The following is a 16,367-nucleotide window of genomic DNA, read 5'->3' as shown; positions in this document are numbered from 1 at the left end:
GGCCCGCCCCGTACCGCGGGGCCCCGCCCCCGCCCCGTACCGCACCGCATCGAGAAGCACGAGAAGGCAGACACCGTGAACTGGGACGACGACACCCCCGCCGAGCCGGAGGCCCGCGTCGTCGGCGCCGCCGCCGAGGGCGACGACCAGGCCGTCGAGGCCGCCCTCCGCCCCAAGGACCTCAGCGAGTTCGTCGGCCAGGAGAAGGTCCGCCAGCAGCTCGACCTGGTGCTCAAGGCGGCCCGGCAGCGCGGTGCCACCGCCGACCACGTGCTGCTCTCCGGCGCCCCTGGACTCGGCAAGACCACCCTGTCGATGATCATCGCCGCGGAGATGAACGCGCCGATCCGGATCACCAGCGGCCCCGCCATCCAGCACGCGGGCGACCTCGCCGCGATCCTCTCCTCCCTCCAGGAGGGCGAGATCCTCTTCCTCGACGAGATCCACCGGATGTCCCGGCCAGCCGAGGAGATGCTCTACATGGCGATGGAGGACTTCCGCGTCGACGTCATCGTCGGCAAGGGCCCCGGCGCCACCGCCATCCCGCTCGACCTGCCGCCCTTCACCCTGGTCGGCGCCACCACCCGGGCCGGACTGCTGCCGCCCCCGCTGCGCGACCGCTTCGGCTTCACCGCCCACATGGAGTTCTACGAGCCCCACGAGCTGGAGCGGGTGATCCGCCGCTCCGCCGGACTGCTCGACGTCGAGATCGACACCGCCGGCGCCGCCGAGATCGCCGGACGCTCCCGCGGCACCCCCCGGATCGCCAACCGGCTGCTCCGCCGGGTCCGCGACTACGCCCAGGTCAGGGCCGACGGCGTGATCGACAAGGACATCGCCGCCGCCGCCCTCGGGGTGTACGAGGTGGACAGCCGCGGCCTCGACCGGCTCGACCGGGGGGTCCTGGAAGCCCTCCTGAAGCTGTTCGGCGGGGGACCGGTCGGCCTGTCCACCCTCGCCGTCGCCGTCGGCGAGGAGCGCGAGACCGTCGAGGAGGTCGCCGAGCCCTTCCTCGTACGCGAGGGACTGCTCGCGCGCACTCCCCGTGGCCGGGTGGCCACTCCCGCCGCATGGACCCACCTCGGTCTCGTCCCGCCGCAGCCGGCCGACCCCGGAGCGCCCGGCGCGGGCCAGCAAAGGGGACAACAAGGGCTGTTCGGGATGTGACGGCCCGGTGACGGCGCGGAGACTCGCCCGGTCAGGAACCTCGGTGACATGCTGGGCGTTGTTCCATCGATGCGGACTCGCCTAGACTCCGCCGTTGCCGCCCCTTTCTGGTCGGCGAGCCCACCCCCGAAGATCAGGCCGCGGATTCCCGCGACCGTGCGAAGGAATCCCGTCCCGTGAACCTCGTGACCCTCCTCCCCTTCATCGTCCTCATCGGGGCCATGTTCCTGATGACCCGCTCTGCGAAGAAGAAGCAGCAGGCGGCGGCGGAGATGCGCAACAAGATGCAGCCCGGCACCGGCGTACGCACCATCGGGGGGATGTACGCCACCGTCAAGGAGATCGGCGACGAGACCGTTCTGCTCGAGGTCGCGCCCGGCGTGCACGCCGTCTACGCCAAGAACTCGATCGGTACGGTGCTCGACGACGCCGAGTACAACCGGATCGTGCACGGTGACGACGACACCGAGTCCGACGCCGTCGTTCCGGACGACGCCTCCTCGCTCACCGAGGACGCCGAGACCGCCGACGCCGCCGCGGACCAGGAGGGGACGGCCAAGACCGACCTGACCAAGAAGGACGCCGCTCCGGCGGACACCGAGGTCGACAAGGACGGCAAGGCCGGCGGGGACACCGAGGCGAAGTAGTTCGCCCCGGGGCGGGTCCCGGGCACCCACCGGTGCCCGGACCCGCCCCGGACGGGTTCCACGCGTCTGCGGGGGCTGGGCCCCACACACATCGTGGCCGTCCGCGCGCCCACCCGGCGCGGGACGGTTTGGACAGGGAGAAACGACAGGTGGCAGCACCGAAGAAGGGCCGAGGGCCGGCGGGGGGCCAGGGCCGGCCGGGCCGCGCCCTGGCACTCATTCTGATCGCCATGGTCGCGCTCACCGGCGGCATGTTCTGGTCGGGGCACACCACCCCGCGCCTGGGCATCGACCTCGCCGGTGGCACGTCGATCACGCTCAAGGCGAAGGCGGAGCCCGGACAGGAGTCCGCCGTCAACGAGACCAACATGAACACCGCGGTCGGCATCATCGAGCGCCGTGTCAATGGTCTGGGTGTCTCGGAGGCCGAGGTCCAGACGCAGGGCCGCGAGAACATCATCGTGAACATCCCCAAGGGGACGAACGAGAAGCAGGCCCGCGAGCAGGTCGGCACCACCGCACAGCTGTTCTTCCGGCCGGTCCTGGCCGTCGCCCCGGCCGAGCAGCCGGTGCCGAACCCGTCCGGGACGCCGTCCCCGAAGCCGTCGGCCTCCGGCGCCACCGCGGACAAGGGCAAGGACTCCGGCAAGAAGGACGGCGAGAACGGGAAGAAGGACGACAAGTCCCCCACCCCGACCGCCACCGCCACCAGCCAGGGCCGCGCGGTCTCCGAGGCCCTCAAGGCCCCGAGCCCGACGCCGACGCCCTCGGCGAAGCCGTCCGGCACGCCGAGCACCCCGCCGGTCGACCCGGCCACGGCCGCGCTCCAGCAGAAGTTCGCGACGCTCAACTGCCTCGACCCCAAGCAGCGCACCGCGATCGGTGAGGGCGTCAAGCCCGCCGACACCGCGCTCGCCTGTGGCAAGGACCCGTCCGGCGCCTGGGAGAAGTACCTGCTCGGCCCGGCCGAGGTCGACGGCAAGGACATCGACGACGCCAAGGGCGTCTTCGACCAGCAGCGCGGCATGTGGATCGTCACCATGGACTTCACGGGCGGCGGCTCGAAGAAGTTCCAGACGATCACCAGCAAGCTGTCGACGCAGGCCGACCCGCAGAACCGCTTCGCGATCGTCCTCGACGGCGAGGTCGTCTCGGCCCCGTCGGTGCGCCAGACGCTGAGCGCCAGCGCGGAGATCTCCGGCTCGTTCAACCAGCAGTCGGCCCAGGACCTCGGCAACATCCTGTCGTACGGTGCCCTGCCGCTGTCCTTCGAGACGCAGAGCGTCGACACCGTCACCGCCGCCCTCGGCGGCGAGCAGCTCCAGGCGGGCCTGATCGCGGGCGCCATCGGCCTCGGGCTGGTCATCATCTACCTGGTGGTCTACTACCGCGGCCTGTCGTTCATCGCGATCCTCAGCCTCGGCGTCTCCGCCCTGCTCACCTACGTGATCATGGCGCTGCTCGGCCCGGCCATCGGCTTCGCGCTGAACCTGCCGGCGGTCTGTGGTGCCATCGTCGCCATCGGTATCACCGCGGACTCGTTCATCGTGTACTTCGAACGCATCCGCGACGAGATCCGCGAGGGCCGCACCCTGCGTCCGGCCGTCGAGCGCGCCTGGCCGCGGGCCCGGCGCACCATCATGGTCTCCGACTTCGTGTCGTTCCTGGCCGCCGCGGTGCTCTTCATCGTCACCGTCGGCAAGGTCCAGGGCTTCGCGTTCACCCTCGGCCTGACCACCGTGCTCGACATCGTCGTGGTGTTCCTCTTCACCAAGCCGGTGATGACGCTCCTGGCCCGCACCAAGTTCTTCGGCAACGGCCACAAGCTGTCCGGTCTCGACCCGAAGAGCCTCGGCGCCAAGCCGCCGCTGCGCCGCACGCGCCGCACCTCCCCCGCTGGCTCCGTCGACCCGAAGGAGGCGTGAGATGTCGAAGCTCGGCGATCTCGGCGCCCGGCTCCACCGCGGTGAGGTCGGCTACGACTTCATCGGAAACCGCCGGATCTGGTACGGCATCTCGATCCTCATCACCATCACGGCCATCGTCGCCCTCGCGGTGCGCGGCCTGAACATGGGCATCGAGTTCCAGGGCGGAGCCGTCTTCACCACGCCCAAGACGGAGGTCTCCGTCAGCCAGGCCACGGACTACGCGGAAGAGGCCTCCGGCCACGACGCCATCGTCCAGCAGCTCGGCAACGGCTCCCTGCGCATCCAGGTCGGCGGCCTCGACACCGCCAAGTCCGACCAGGTCCGCACCCAGCTCGCCAAGGACCTGAACGTCCCCGAGGCGAAGATCGCGGCCGAGCTCGTCGGCCCCAGCTGGGGCGAGCAGATCGCCACCAAGGCATGGACCGGCCTCGCCGTTTTCATGGTCCTCGTGGTGATCTATCTGGCCATCGCGTTCGAATGGCGGATGGCCATCGCCGCCCTGATCGCGCTGATCCACGACCTCACCATCACCGTCGGCATCTACTCGCTGGTCGGTTTCGAGGTCACGGTCGGCACGGTCATCGGTCTGCTGACGATCCTCGGCTATTCCTTGTACGACACGGTCGTCGTCTTCGACTCGCTCAAGGAACAGACGAAGGACGTCACCAAGCAGACCCGCTGGACCTACAGCGACATCGCCAACCGCTCGATCAACGGCACCCTGGTCCGGTCGATCAACACCACGGTCGTGGCGCTGCTCCCGGTCGCCGGACTGCTGTTCATCGGCGGCGGTGTGCTCGGGGCCGGCATGCTCAACGACATCTCGCTGTCGCTGTTCGTGGGTCTCGCGGCCGGTGCCTACTCGTCGATCTTCATCGCCACCCCGCTCGTCGCCGACCTCAAGGAGCGCGAGCCGGGCATCAAGGCGCTGCGCAAGCGGGTCCTCGCCAAGCGGGCCGCCGCGGCCGCCAAGGGCGAGAACCCGGACCTCGCGGACGACGACACCACCGGCGCCGAGCCGGCCGTCGTCGGCCCCCGTTCGTCCGGCCGCCGGGGCCGCTCCACGGAGCGCCGCGGATGACCGAGAACGCCACGATCCAGCTGCTCCTGAGCCGGATCAGGGACGTCCCCGACTATCCGAAGCCGGGCGTCCTGTTCAAGGACATCACCCCGCTGCTCGCGGACCCGGTGGCGTTCGGCGCGCTCACCGACGAGCTGGCGGCGCTCTGCACCCTGCACGGCGCCACCAAGATCGTCGGCCTGGAGGCCCGCGGCTTCATCCTGGCCGCGCCGGTCGCCGTCCGCGCCGGAATCGGCTTCATCCCGGTCCGCAAGGCCGGGAAGCTGCCCGGAGCCACCCTGCGCCAGGCGTACGAGCTGGAGTACGGCACCGCCGAGATCGAGGTGCACGCCGAGGACCTGGCCGCGGGCGACCGCGTGATGGTCATCGACGACGTCCTCGCCACCGGCGGCACCGCCGAGGCGTCCGTCGAGCTCATCCGGCGCGCCGGGGCCGAGGTCGCGGGCGTCGCGGTGCTCATGGAGCTCGGCTTCCTGCCGGGCCGCGAGCGCCTGGAGCCCGCCCTCGACGGGGCGCCGCTCACCGCGCTCATCACCGTCTGAGCCGACGGGAACACCGGCACAGGCGGCCGACGACAACGGCCGGAGGCGGCCCGGGGAATGTCCCGGGCCGCCTCCGTCGTTTTCCGGACACCCCCAGAACCCGGGACAGCGGCGGGCACGGGAGCCCCGACGGGCCCCAGGACCCTTGTCCCAGCCTCCAGGCACGTGCGCGCCGCCGCCGACAGGTCGATACGATGGCCTTTCCGGACCTGACCGGGGGACCAGGAAACGACGAGGAGCGCTCTTGCCAGACGAGGCCCAGCCACTCTCCGCCGCGCAGCCCGAGAAGCGGGCCGACCAGGCCGCGCCGGGCGACGCCGCGCCCCAGAGCGCGCCCCAGAACCCGCCCGCGGAGACCAAGCCGAGGCCCGCGGCTCCCGCGCCCGCCCCGTCCGCCCGGCCCGCCCCGGCCCCCACGGCCCGCTCCGGCGGCTCGTCCAGCCGGGTCCGCGCCCGGCTCGCCCGGCTGGGCGTCCAGCGCTCCTCCCCGTACAACCCGGTCCTCGAACCGCTGCTGCGGATCGTCCGGTCCAACGACCCCAAGATCGAGACGGCGACGCTGCGCCAGGTCGAGCGCGCCTACCAGGTCGCCGAGCGCTGGCACCGCGGCCAGAAGCGCAAGAGCGGCGACCCGTACATCACCCACCCGCTCGCCGTCACCACCATCCTCGCCGAGCTCGGCATGGACCCGGCGACCCTGATGGCCGGGCTGCTCCACGACACCGTCGAGGACACCGAGTACGGCCTCGAGGACCTGCGCCGTGACTTCGGCGACCAGGTCACCCTGCTCGTCGACGGCGTCACCAAGCTCGACAAGGTCCGGTTCGGCGAGGCCGCGCAGGCCGAGACCGTGCGCAAGATGGTCGTCGCCATGGCCAAGGACCCCCGGGTCCTGGTCATCAAGCTCGCCGACCGGCTGCACAACATGCGCACCATGCGCTACCTCAAGCGGGAGAAGCAGGAGAAGAAGGCCCGCGAGACCCTGGAGATCTACGCCCCGCTGGCGCACCGGCTGGGCATGAACACCATCAAGTGGGAGCTGGAGGACCTCGCCTTCGCGATCCTCTACCCCAAGATGTACGACGAGATCGTCCGGCTCGTCGCCGAGCGCGCCCCCAAGCGCGACGAGTACCTGGCCCTCGTCACCGACGAGGTGCAGGCCGACCTGCGGGCCGCCCGGATCAAGGCCACCGTCACCGGCCGCCCCAAGCACTACTACAGCGTCTACCAGAAGATGATCGTCCGCGGCCGGGACTTCGCGGAGATCTACGACCTGGTGGGCATCCGTGTCCTGGTCGACACGGTCCGCGACTGCTACGCCGCCCTCGGCACCGTGCACGCGCGATGGAACCCGGTCCCCGGCCGGTTCAAGGACTACATCGCGATGCCGAAGTTCAACATGTACCAGTCGCTGCACACCACGGTGATCGGCCCCAACGGCAAGCCGGTCGAGCTGCAGATCCGCACCTTCGACATGCACCGCCGCGCCGAGTACGGCATCGCCGCGCACTGGAAGTACAAGCAGGAGGCCGTCGCGGGCGCCTCCAAGGTGCGCACCGACGTGCCGCGGGGCTCCGGCAAGGACGACCACCTCAACGACATGGCGTGGCTGCGCCAGCTGCTCGACTGGCAGAAGGAGACCGAGGACCCGGGCGAGTTCCTGGAGTCGCTGCGCTTCGACCTGTCGCGCAACGAGGTCTTCGTCTTCACCCCCAAGGGCGACGTGATAGCGCTGCCCGCCGGGGCCACCCCGGTCGACTTCTCGTACGCGGTGCACACCGAGGTCGGCCACCGCACCATAGGGGCCCGGGTCAACGGCCGGCTCGTGCCGCTGGAGTCGACCCTCGACAACGGCGACCTCGTGGAGGTCTTCACCTCCAAGGCGGCGGGCGCCGGACCCTCCCGGGACTGGCTCGGCTTCGTCAAGTCGCCGCGCGCCCGGAACAAGATCCGCGCCTGGTTCTCCAAGGAGCGCCGGGACGAGGCGATCGAGCAGGGCAAGGACGCCATCGCGCGGGCCATGCGCAAGCAGAACCTGCCGATCCAGCGGATCCTCACCGGCGACTCGCTGGTCACCCTGGCCCACGAGATGCGCTACAGCGACATCTCCTCGCTGTACGCGGCGATCGGCGAGGGCCATGTCACGGCCCAGTCCATCGTGCAGAAGCTGGTCCAGGCGCTGGGTGGCGAGGAGGCCGCGAGCGAGGAGATCGACGAGACCGCCCCGCCGACCCGCGGCCGCGCCAAGCGGCGCTCCAGCGCGGACCCCGGTGTGGTGATCAAGGGCGTCGACGACGTCTGGGTGAAGCTGGCCCGCTGCTGCACCCCGGTGCCCGGCGACCCGATCATCGGCTTCGTCACCCGCGGCAGCGGCGTCTCGGTGCACCGCAGCGACTGCGTCAACGTCGACTCGCTGTCCCGCGAGCCGGAGCGGATCCTCGAGGTCGAATGGGCCCCGACCCAGTCCTCGGTCTTCCTGGTCGCCATCCAGGTCGAGGCCCTGGACCGGTCCCGGCTGCTCTCCGACGTCACCCGGGTCCTGTCCGACCAGCACGTCAACATCCTGTCGGCGGCCGTCCAGACCTCCCGCGACCGGGTGGCCACCTCACGCTTCACCTTCGAGATGGGCGACCCGAAGCACCTGGGCCACGTCCTGAAGGCGGTGCGCGGCGTGGAGGGCGTCTACGACGTGTACCGGGTGACGAGCGCGCGCAGGCCGTAGCGGGACGGCGGTCCGCCGCCGCCCGGTCGACGGTGGTACGGGAAGGGCCCCCGGCGGTAACCCCGCCAGGGGCCCTTCCCGTACCGCCGACCGGACGATCAGCCGCCGAACTCCTGGAGGCCCTTCAGGGCCTGGTCCAGGAGGGCCTGACGGCCCTCGAGCTCGCGGGCGAGCTTGTCGGCCTTGCTGTCGTTGCCCGCGGCGCGGGCCGTGTCGATCTGCTTCTGGAGCTTGTCGACGGCGTCCTGGAGCTGGCCCGTGAGGCCGGCCGCGCGGGCGCGGGCCTCCGGGTTGGTCCGGCGCCACTCGTTCTCCTCGGCGTCCTGGATCGCCCGCTCCACCGTGTGCATCCGGCCCTCGACCTTCGGGCGGGCGTCACGCGGCACGTGGCCGATGGCCTCCCAGCGCTCGTTGAGGGAGCGGAACGCGGCACGGGCCGCCTTCAGGTCCGTCACCGGGAGCAGCTTCTCGGCCTCGTCCGCGAGCTCCTCCTTCAGCTTGAGGTTCTCGGTCTGCTCGGCGTCGCGCTCGGCGAACACCTCGCCGCGGGCCGCGAAGAACACGTCCTGGGCGCCGCGGAAGCGGTTCCACAGGTCGTCCTCGTGCTCGCGCTGGGCCCGGCCCGCCGCCTTCCAGTCCGACATCAGCTCGCGGTAGCGCGCGGCCGTGGCACCCCAGTCGGTGGAGCTCGCCAGCGCCTCGGCCTCGGCGACCAGCTTCTCCTTGGCCTTGCGGGCGTCCTCGCGCTGCGCGTCGAGCGCCGCGAAGTGCCCCTTGCGCCGCTTGGAGAACGCCGAGCGGGCGTGCGAGAAGCGGTGCCACAGCTCGTCGTCCGACTTGCGGTCGAGCCGCGGCAGCCCCTTCCAGGTGTCCACCAGGGCCCGCAGCCGCTCGCCCGCGGCGCGCCACTGCTCGCTCTGCGCCAGCTCCTCGGCCTCGACGACCAGCGCCTCCTTGGCGGAGCGCGCCTCGTCGGTCTGCTTGGCCTTCTGGGCCTTGCGCTCCTCGCGGCGGGACTCGACCGACTCGATCAGCTTGTCGAGGCGGGCCGCGAGCGCGGCGAGGTCACCGACGGCGTGGTGCTCCTCGACCTGCGTGCGGATGTGGTCGATGGCCGCCGTGGCGTCCTTGGCCGAGAGGTCGGTGGTCCGCACCCGCTTCTCGAGGAGGCCGATCTCGACCACCAGGCCCTCGTACTTGCGCTCGAAGTAGGCCAGCGCCTCCTCGGGGCTGCCGGCCTGCCACGATCCGACGACCTGCTCGCCCTCGGCCGTACGCACGTACACGGTGCCCGTCTCGTCGACACGGCCCCACGGGTCGCTGCTCACAGCGCCTCCTCACCATGATGCCGTCACGGGGGCCCGGCCCCCTGGCATCGTCCACGGATTCCCGGCGGGTCTCGCCCGCCCTCCACAGCGCGGCCGGCGGCCTGCGCTGCACAACGCCAATCTAGGCGACCGGCGGCCCGGCTGTCCGCACTCAGCGCGACCGAAATTCAACGGTCGTACGCCGGTGCGTCCGCCGGGCTCGCCGGCGCCGTCACTTCGTGCCGACCGTGACCTTCTGCAGGGTCACGGCCGTCTTCGGGGCGCCGTCGCCCGCGCCGCCCTCGACGCCCGCCTTCGCGACCTCCTCGACCGCCTTCACGCCCTCCGCGTCGAAGGTGCCGAAGGGGGTGTAGTTCGGCGGCAGCTTGGTGTCCTTGTAGACCAGGAAGAACTGGCTGCCACCGGTGTTCGGGCCGGCGTTCGCCATCGCGACCGTGCCCTTCGGGTACGTGACGGAGCCGTCCGCGCCCGCCTTGCCCAGCCCGGTCAGGTTCTCGTCCGGGATGGAGTAGCCCGGCCCGCCGGTGCCGTCGCCCTTGGGGTCGCCGCACTGGAGCACGAAGATGCCCGAGGTGGTCAGCCGGTGGCACTTGGTCCCGTCGAAGTACTTCTTGTCGGCGAGGTGCTTGAAGGAGTTCACGGTGTGCGGGGCCTTGGCCGCGTCCATCGTGATCTTGATGCCGCCGACGTTCGTCTTCAGGGCCATCGTGTACGTGGCCTTCTTGTCGATGGACATCGCGGGCTCCGGCTGCTCCGGCTCCTTCGACGCGGACGGCGTGGCCGACGGCGTCGAGGCCGTGTCGGTGCCGCTCTTGGCGTCGTCGTCGCCGCTCAGCGCCACCGAGGCCCAGACGGCGAGGCCCGCGGCCACCACGACCGCGAGCGAGGACGCGATGACCGTGTTGCGGCGCGTCCTGCGGCGCGCCTCCGCGCGCCGCTGCTGCTGGCGTGCGTACTTCTCCCTGGCGAGCTGCCGCCGCCGCTGATCGCTGCTGACCACCGGGTCCGCTCCTTGTCGATGAGGTCGATGCCGATCGTCGTCGATCGTCTGTTCAGTCCTGGCCGGATGTGCCCGTACCGTATACGGGTTGGCTGTGGAATACGCAGCGCCGGTAGGCTCTGATCTGCCGCAATCCTCCTCGTACCGCTGAATTCCGCGGGACGGCGGACCGCGGCGGCCCGTTGCCGGACGACAAATGAGGACGATCGTGCTGATTGCCGGGTTCCCCGCCGGGGCCTGGGGCACCAACTGCTACCTGGTCGCCCCCGCCGCAGGCGAGGAGTGCGTCATCATCGACCCGGGCCACCAGGCGGCCCAGGGCGTCGAGGAGACGATCAAGAAGCATCGGCTCAAGCCCGTCGCCGTGATCCTGACCCACGGCCACATCGACCATGTCGCCTCGGTCGTCCCGGTCTGCGGCGCCAACGACGTGCCCGCGTGGATCCACCCCGCCGACCGGTACATGATGAGCGACCCCGAGAAGGGCATCGGCCGCTCGATCGGGATGCCGCTGCTCGGCGAGCTGACCGTGGGCGAGCCGGACGACGTGCGCGAGCTCACCGACGGCGCCGAGCTGAAGCTGGCGGGCCTCGACTTCTCCGTCGCGCACGCGCCCGGCCATACCAAGGGGTCGGTGACCTTCCGGACGCCGGAGACCACGGAGATCCCCTCCGTGTTCTTCTCCGGCGACCTGCTGTTCGCCGGCTCCATCGGACGCACCGACCTGCCCGGCGGTGACATGGCCGAGATGCTCGACTCGCTGGCCCGCGTGTGCCTGCCGCTCGACAACTCGACCGTGGTCCTGTCGGGACACGGTCCCCAGACGACCATCGGCCAGGAACGCGCCACCAATCCCTATCTGCGGCAGGTGGCCGACGGCCTCGGGAGCACGGACGCTCCCCGACGAGGAATGTGACGAGATCCACCGTGAGCACCTTCAAGGCCCCCAAGGGCACGTACGACCTGATCCCGCCGTTCTCCGCGACCTACCTCGCGGTGCGCGACGCCATCGCCGCGCCGCTGCGCACCGCCGGGTACGGCTACGTCGAGACCCCCGGTTTCGAGGACGTCAACCTCTTCGCCCGCGGTGTCGGTGAGTCCACCGACATCGTCAGCAAGGAGATGTACGCCTTCGAGACCAAGGGCGGCGACAAGCTCGCGCTGCGCCCCGAGGGCACCGCGTCCGTGCTGCGCGCCGCCCTGGAGGCCAACCTGCACAAGCAGGGCAACCTCCCCGTCAAGCTCTGGTACTCCGGCTCGTACTACCGCTACGAGCGCCCGCAGAAGGGCCGCTACCGCCACTTCTCGCAGGTCGGTGCCGAGGCCATCGGCGCCGAGGACCCGGCGCTCGACGCCGAGCTGATCATCCTGGCCGACCAGGCGTACCGCTCGCTCGGCCTGAAGAACTTCCGCATCCTGCTGAACTCGCTCGGCGACCAGGAGTGCCGCCCCGTCTACCGCGAGGCGCTGCAGACCTTCCTGCGCGGCCTCGACCTCGACGAGGACACCCTGCGCCGGGCCGAGATCAACCCGCTGCGGGTCCTCGACGACAAGCGCGAGGCGGTGCAGAAGCAGCTCGCCGACGCCCCGCTGCTGCGCGACTACCTGTGCGACGCGTGCAAGGCGTACCACGAGGAGGTGCGCGCCCTGATCACCGCGGCGGGCGTGGTCTTCGAGGACGACGCCAAGCTGGTGCGCGGCCTGGACTACTACACCAGGACCACCTTCGAGTTCGTCCACGACGGTCTCGGCTCGCAGTCCGCGGTCGGCGGCGGCGGCCGCTACGACGGCCTGTCCGAGATGATCGGCGGCCCCGCGCTGCCGTCCGTCGGCTGGGCGCTCGGCGTGGACCGCACGGTGCTCGCCCTGGAGGCCGAGGGCGTGACCCTCGACCTGCCCGCCAGCACCAGCGTCTTCGCCGTCGCGATCGGCGAGGAGGCCCGCCGTCTGCTGTTCGGCAAGGTCACCGAGCTGCGCCGGGCCGGCGTCGCCACCGACTTCTCCTTCGGCGGCAAGGGCCTCAAGGGCGCGATGAAGGACGCCAACCGCTCCGGCGCCCGGCTCACCCTGGTCGCCGGTGAGCGCGACCTCGCCGAGGGCGTGGTCCAGCTCAAGGACATGGAGTCCGGCGAGCAGCAGGCCGTCGCCCTGGACGCGCTGGTCGACGCGGTGCGCGCCAAGCTCGGCTGAGCCGGGTCGAGCCGGGTCGGGCCCGGTCCGTACGGGACATGAGGGGCCCGGTCCGCCGCACGGGCGGGCCGGGCCCCTGCCTGTTCCGGCCCCGCACCCCGGCCCCTTACCCCGGGCTCACACCGGCCGTGCCACCGTGTGCGGCAGAATGGCGGTTGCCCGGCCCAGGCGAGGAAGAGCGAGCAGAGGACGTACAGGACGATGACAGACGCAAAGGCCGCCACCGGCACCGCCGGGCGGGAGGACCCCCGCACCCTCGGCGCCGGCCGTGCCCTCGCCTGGCTGCTTGTGATCACCGGCGCCGCCGGACTGCTCGCCTCCTGGGTCATCACCATCGACAAGATCAAGCTGCTCGAGGACCCGAACTTCACCCCGGGCTGCAGCCTCAACCCGATCGTGTCCTGCGGCAACATCATGAAGAGCGAGCAGGCGTCGGTCTTCGGCTTCCCCAACCCGATGCTCGGCCTGGTCACGTACGGCATGGTGATCGCGATCGCCGTCGCCCTGCTCGCCGGGGCCCGCTACCGCTCCTGGTTCTGGCTCGGCCTCAACGCCGGGATGCTCTTCGGCGTCGGCTTCTGCACCTGGCTGATGTACCAGTCGCTGTACGAGATCAACTCGCTGTGCCTGTGGTGCTGCCTGGCCTGGGTCGCCACCATCGTCATGTTCTGGTACACCACCTCGCACAACGTCCGCGGCGGCGCGCTGCCCGCCCCGGGCTGGCTGCGCACCTTCTTCGGCGAGTTCACCTGGGTCCTGCCGGTGCTGCACATCGGCGTGATCGGCATGCTGATCCTGACCCGCTGGTGGGACTTCTGGACCAGCTGACCGGGGTACGGCCGGTCCGGTGGATCAGGCCCTGAGCCCGTTGTCAGTGGTGTCGCCTAGGCTTCATCAGCGTGGAACCCGATCTCTTCACCGCCGCAGCCGAGGAACGCCAGGAGAAGGACCCCGCCGCCAGTCCGCTGGCCGTGCGGATGCGCCCGCGCACCCTCGACGAGGTGGTGGGGCAGCGCCACCTCCTCAAGCCCGGCTCGCCGCTGCGCCGCCTCGTCGGTGACGGCACCGGCGGCCCGGCCGGCGCCTCCTCGGTGATCCTCTGGGGCCCGCCCGGCATCGGCAAGACCACCCTCGCGTACGTGGTCTCCAAGGCCACCGACAAGCGCTTCGTGGAGCTGTCCGCGATCACCGCGGGCGTCAAGGAGGTCCGGGCGGTCATCGACGGCGCCCGCCGGGCCGTCGGCGGCTACGGCAAGGAGACCGTCCTCTTCCTCGACGAGATCCACCGCTTCTCCAAGGCCCAGCAGGACTCGCTGCTGCCCGCCGTGGAGAACCGCTGGGTCACCCTGATCGCCGCCACCACCGAGAACCCGTACTTCTCGGTGATCTCCCCGCTGCTGTCCCGCTCGCTGCTGCTCACCCTGGAGCCGCTCACCGACGACGACCTGCGCGGGCTCATGGCCCGCGCCCTGGGCGAGGAGCGCGGGCTCGGCGGCGCCGTCACCCTCGACGAGGACGCCGAGGCACATCTGCTGCGGATCGCGGGCGGCGACGCCCGGCGCGCCCTGACCGCCCTGGAGGCGGCCGCCGGTGCGGCGCTCGCCAAGCACGAGGAGACCATCACGCTCGCCACGGTCGAGGAGACCGTCGACCGGGCGGCGGTGAAGTACGACCGGGACGGCGACCAGCACTACGACGTGGCCAGCGCCCTGATCAAGTCGATCCGCGGCTCCGACGTGGACGCGGCGCTGCACTATCTGGCCCGGATGATCGAGGCGGGGGAGGACCCGCGGTTCATCGCCCGGCGGCTGATGATCTCGGCCAGCGAGGACATCGGCCTGGCCGATCCGAACGCGCTGCCGCTCGCCGTCGCCGCCGCCCAGGCCGTCGCCATGATCGGCTTCCCGGAGGCGGCGCTCACCCTCAGCCACGCCACCATCGCGCTGGCCCTCGCCCCGAAGTCCAACGCGGCGACCAACGCGATCTTCGCCGCCCGGGCCGACATCCAGGCCGGTCTCGCCGGACCGGTCCCCGCCCATCTGCGCGACGGCCACTACAAGGGCGCCGCCAAGCTCGGCCACGCCCAGGGCTACGTCTATCCGCACGACGTGCCGGGCGCCATCGCCGCCCAGCAGTACGCCCCGGACACCGTCGAGGGCCGCCGCTACTACGAACCGACCCGCTACGGCGCCGAGGCGCGCTACGCGGACGTGGTCGAGAAGGTGCGGGAGCGCCTGAAGGGCGAGGGCGGCTGACGGCTCCTATGTTGGGGGCATGATCCGGATCCGTACGGGCGGTGGCGTCGTCCTCCTTGCTCTGCTGCCCGTGACGGCCGCCGCGCTCGGCGGCTGCGGCTCCGGTGGCCCGGGGGAGGACCGGCCGGCGGTGGCCAGCCCGGTCCCGGTGGTGGGTTCGCCCGGCTTCCCGCCGACGGCCGCGCGGGCGAGGGAGCAGCTGGCGCGCCTGAAGGTGGCCTGGGGCGAGCACTGGGAGACGTACAAGCGCGAGGAGTTCGGCCGGACCTGGTCGGACGACACCGACGCACCCGGCGGGCGCAACGGCTGCGACACCCGGGACGACGTGCTGCGCCGGGACCTCAGCGAACTGCGGGTCGGCGACCGCAACCCGTGCGTGGTGCTCTCGGGCGTGCTGCACGACCCGTACAGCGGCAAGGCGCTGCCCTACTCGTACCGCAAGGCGTCCCAGATCCAGACGGACCACGTGGTGGCGCTCGGCGCGGCCTGGCGGGCCGGGGCCTGGGCGTGGACCCCCGCCAGGCGTCTCGCGTACGCCAACGATCTGGACGTGCTGCTCGCCACGGACAAGCAGACCAACTACGACAAGAGCTCGAAGACGCCGGACAAGTGGAAGCCGCCGCGCCGGGAGTACTGGTGCGAGTACGGCCGGCGCTGGACCGGGATCAAGACGAAGTACGGGCTCGCGGTGTCGCCGCCGGAGAAGGCGGCGGTGGCGGAGCTGCTCGCCACCTGCGGATGAGGCACCCGCGGGCCCCGTCGGGGGTCAGGCGCGGGCGGCCTCGAAGAGCCGGTGGAGTTCACGGCGCAGCCCGCTGATGTCACGGACCGGCTCGGGGAAGTCGAAGCGGGCGTCGAAGCAGTGGTGCGGGCCCGCGCTGAAGCGCACCCGCAGGCCGAACCGGTCGAGCGCGAGCGGGGCCACGTCCCGGCGCGGCAGCAGTCCGGCGGCGTGGTCGCCGAGCAGCGCGTCGAGGTCGCGCAGCCGGTCGCCGTGGGCGGCGTGCAGATGCTGGAGCACCTCGGTCTCGTGGGCGTGCAGCGGGTCGGGCACGGCGGCCGCGAAGTCCTCGGCGTCGACCTCGCCGCTGCCCCACAGGTCGTCGACGGTCGCCGAGCCCACCTCCAGGCGCAGCATCATCCGGCCGGGCTCGGCCACCCCGGGCACGCAGGTGAGCCAGCCGGACACCCAGGCCCGGCCCCGGATACGGTGGGGAACCGAGACGGGGGCCACGTCGGTCAGCTCCAGGACCACCGGCAGCTCGTCGTCCTGGGCGTGGGTGGCGGCCCGGACCGGCGGGGCGTCGGCGGGGAACAGCAGGAAGACCTCGCCGTCCGGGCCGACCGCGCGGCCCTCGGGCGAGAGCGCTCCGGGTTGGTGCCCGGCGGCCCCTGGAATCAGCACCACCGCGGAGCATGTACTCTGTACGAGAGTTCGTGTGCGCTCGGCTGCTGACGGCATCCGCGCGTTATCAAGCCCGTTTGGACGCGGCTGACCATGAGCTGA

Annotated in this window: 14 protein-coding genes; 11 read left to right on the top strand and 3 right to left on the bottom strand. The window is 71.5% G+C overall.

The genetic code is table 11. From position 1 onward, the window contains the following. Positions 1-75 precede the first annotated feature (75 nt). The 6 genes from ruvB to ACIPXM_RS13280 all read left to right on the top strand — a co-directional run bounded on the left by ruvB (position 76) and on the right by ACIPXM_RS13280 (position 8,087). Complete coding sequence (gene ruvB, locus ACIPXM_RS13305; RefSeq protein ID WP_401654966.1) at positions 76-1,167, top strand: Holliday junction branch migration DNA helicase RuvB; 1,092 nt, start codon at positions 76-78, stop codon at positions 1,165-1,167. Between the two features lie 176 nt (positions 1,168-1,343). Further along, a complete protein-coding gene (yajC, locus tag ACIPXM_RS13300; RefSeq protein WP_401654965.1) occupies positions 1,344-1,814 on the top strand; it encodes a preprotein translocase subunit YajC in 471 nt (156 codons plus the stop codon). A 149-nt stretch (positions 1,815-1,963) separates the two neighbouring features. Further along, positions 1,964-3,739, top strand: a complete 1,776-nt coding sequence (gene secD, locus ACIPXM_RS13295) for a protein translocase subunit SecD (protein WP_401654964.1) — start codon at positions 1,964-1,966, stop codon at positions 3,737-3,739. A 1-nt stretch (position 3,740) separates the two neighbouring features. Then, on the top strand, positions 3,741-4,823 hold the full coding sequence (gene secF / locus ACIPXM_RS13290; protein WP_401654963.1) for a protein translocase subunit SecF: 1,083 nt from the start codon (positions 3,741-3,743) through the stop codon (positions 4,821-4,823). Beyond that, positions 4,820-5,365, top strand: a complete 546-nt coding sequence (locus ACIPXM_RS13285) for an adenine phosphoribosyltransferase (protein WP_401654962.1) — start codon at positions 4,820-4,822, stop codon at positions 5,363-5,365. Before secF ends, ACIPXM_RS13285 begins: the two co-directional genes overlap by 4 nt. A 244-nt stretch (positions 5,366-5,609) precedes the next feature. Then, positions 5,610-8,087 (top strand): RelA/SpoT family protein, encoded by a 2,478-nt coding sequence (locus ACIPXM_RS13280; RefSeq protein ID WP_401654961.1) that lies wholly within the window; start codon positions 5,610-5,612, stop codon positions 8,085-8,087. A gap of 98 nt (positions 8,088-8,185) precedes the next feature. On the opposite strand, the gene ACIPXM_RS13275 is transcribed toward ACIPXM_RS13280, so the two are convergent. Beyond that, positions 8,186-9,415 carry a DUF349 domain-containing protein gene (locus ACIPXM_RS13275; RefSeq protein WP_401654960.1) on the bottom strand — a complete coding sequence of 410 codons (1,230 nt, stop codon included), beginning with the start codon at positions 9,413-9,415 and terminating at the stop codon, positions 8,186-8,188. A gap of 211 nt (positions 9,416-9,626) precedes the next feature. Beyond that, a complete protein-coding gene (locus ACIPXM_RS13270; RefSeq protein WP_401654959.1) occupies positions 9,627-10,415 on the bottom strand; it encodes a peptidylprolyl isomerase in 789 nt (262 codons plus the stop codon). A 208-nt stretch (positions 10,416-10,623) separates the two neighbouring features. Here ACIPXM_RS13270 and ACIPXM_RS13265 point away from each other — a divergent pair, with 208 nt between their 5' ends. From ACIPXM_RS13265 to ACIPXM_RS13245, 5 genes are all read left to right on the top strand, one after another. Next, entirely contained in the window at positions 10,624-11,331 is a 708-nt protein-coding gene (locus ACIPXM_RS13265) for an MBL fold metallo-hydrolase (RefSeq protein WP_401654957.1), read from the top strand. 11 nt (positions 11,332-11,342) lie between these two features. Beyond that, positions 11,343-12,605 (top strand): histidine--tRNA ligase, encoded by a 1,263-nt coding sequence (gene hisS, locus ACIPXM_RS13260; protein ID WP_401654956.1) that lies wholly within the window; start codon positions 11,343-11,345, stop codon positions 12,603-12,605. A 201-nt stretch (positions 12,606-12,806) separates the two neighbouring features. Next, positions 12,807-13,433 (top strand): vitamin K epoxide reductase family protein, encoded by a 627-nt coding sequence (locus tag ACIPXM_RS13255; RefSeq protein ID WP_401654954.1) that lies wholly within the window; start codon positions 12,807-12,809, stop codon positions 13,431-13,433. Positions 13,434-13,504: 71 nt separating this feature from the next. Further along, the gene (locus tag ACIPXM_RS13250; RefSeq protein WP_401654953.1) at positions 13,505-14,860 is read left to right on the top strand and encodes a replication-associated recombination protein A; all 1,356 of its coding nucleotides are present in this window, start codon (positions 13,505-13,507) and stop codon (positions 14,858-14,860) included. Positions 14,861-14,879: 19 nt separating this feature from the next. Continuing rightward, a complete protein-coding gene (locus tag ACIPXM_RS13245; protein ID WP_401654952.1) occupies positions 14,880-15,602 on the top strand; it encodes an HNH endonuclease family protein in 723 nt (240 codons plus the stop codon). Between the two features lie 24 nt (positions 15,603-15,626). Here ACIPXM_RS13245 and ACIPXM_RS13240 read toward each other — a convergent pair whose 3' ends face one another. Continuing rightward, positions 15,627-16,322 (bottom strand): DUF2470 domain-containing protein, encoded by a 696-nt coding sequence (locus ACIPXM_RS13240; RefSeq protein ID WP_401654951.1) that lies wholly within the window; start codon positions 16,320-16,322, stop codon positions 15,627-15,629. Positions 16,323-16,367: the final 45 nt, after the last annotated feature.

Origin of the sequence: Streptomyces sp. NPDC090025 (genome assembly GCF_044748125.1) — a bacterium.
Lineage (GTDB): Bacteria > Actinomycetota > Actinomycetes > Streptomycetales > Streptomycetaceae > Streptomyces.
This window is presented reverse-complemented; position numbering and strand designations above follow the sequence as displayed.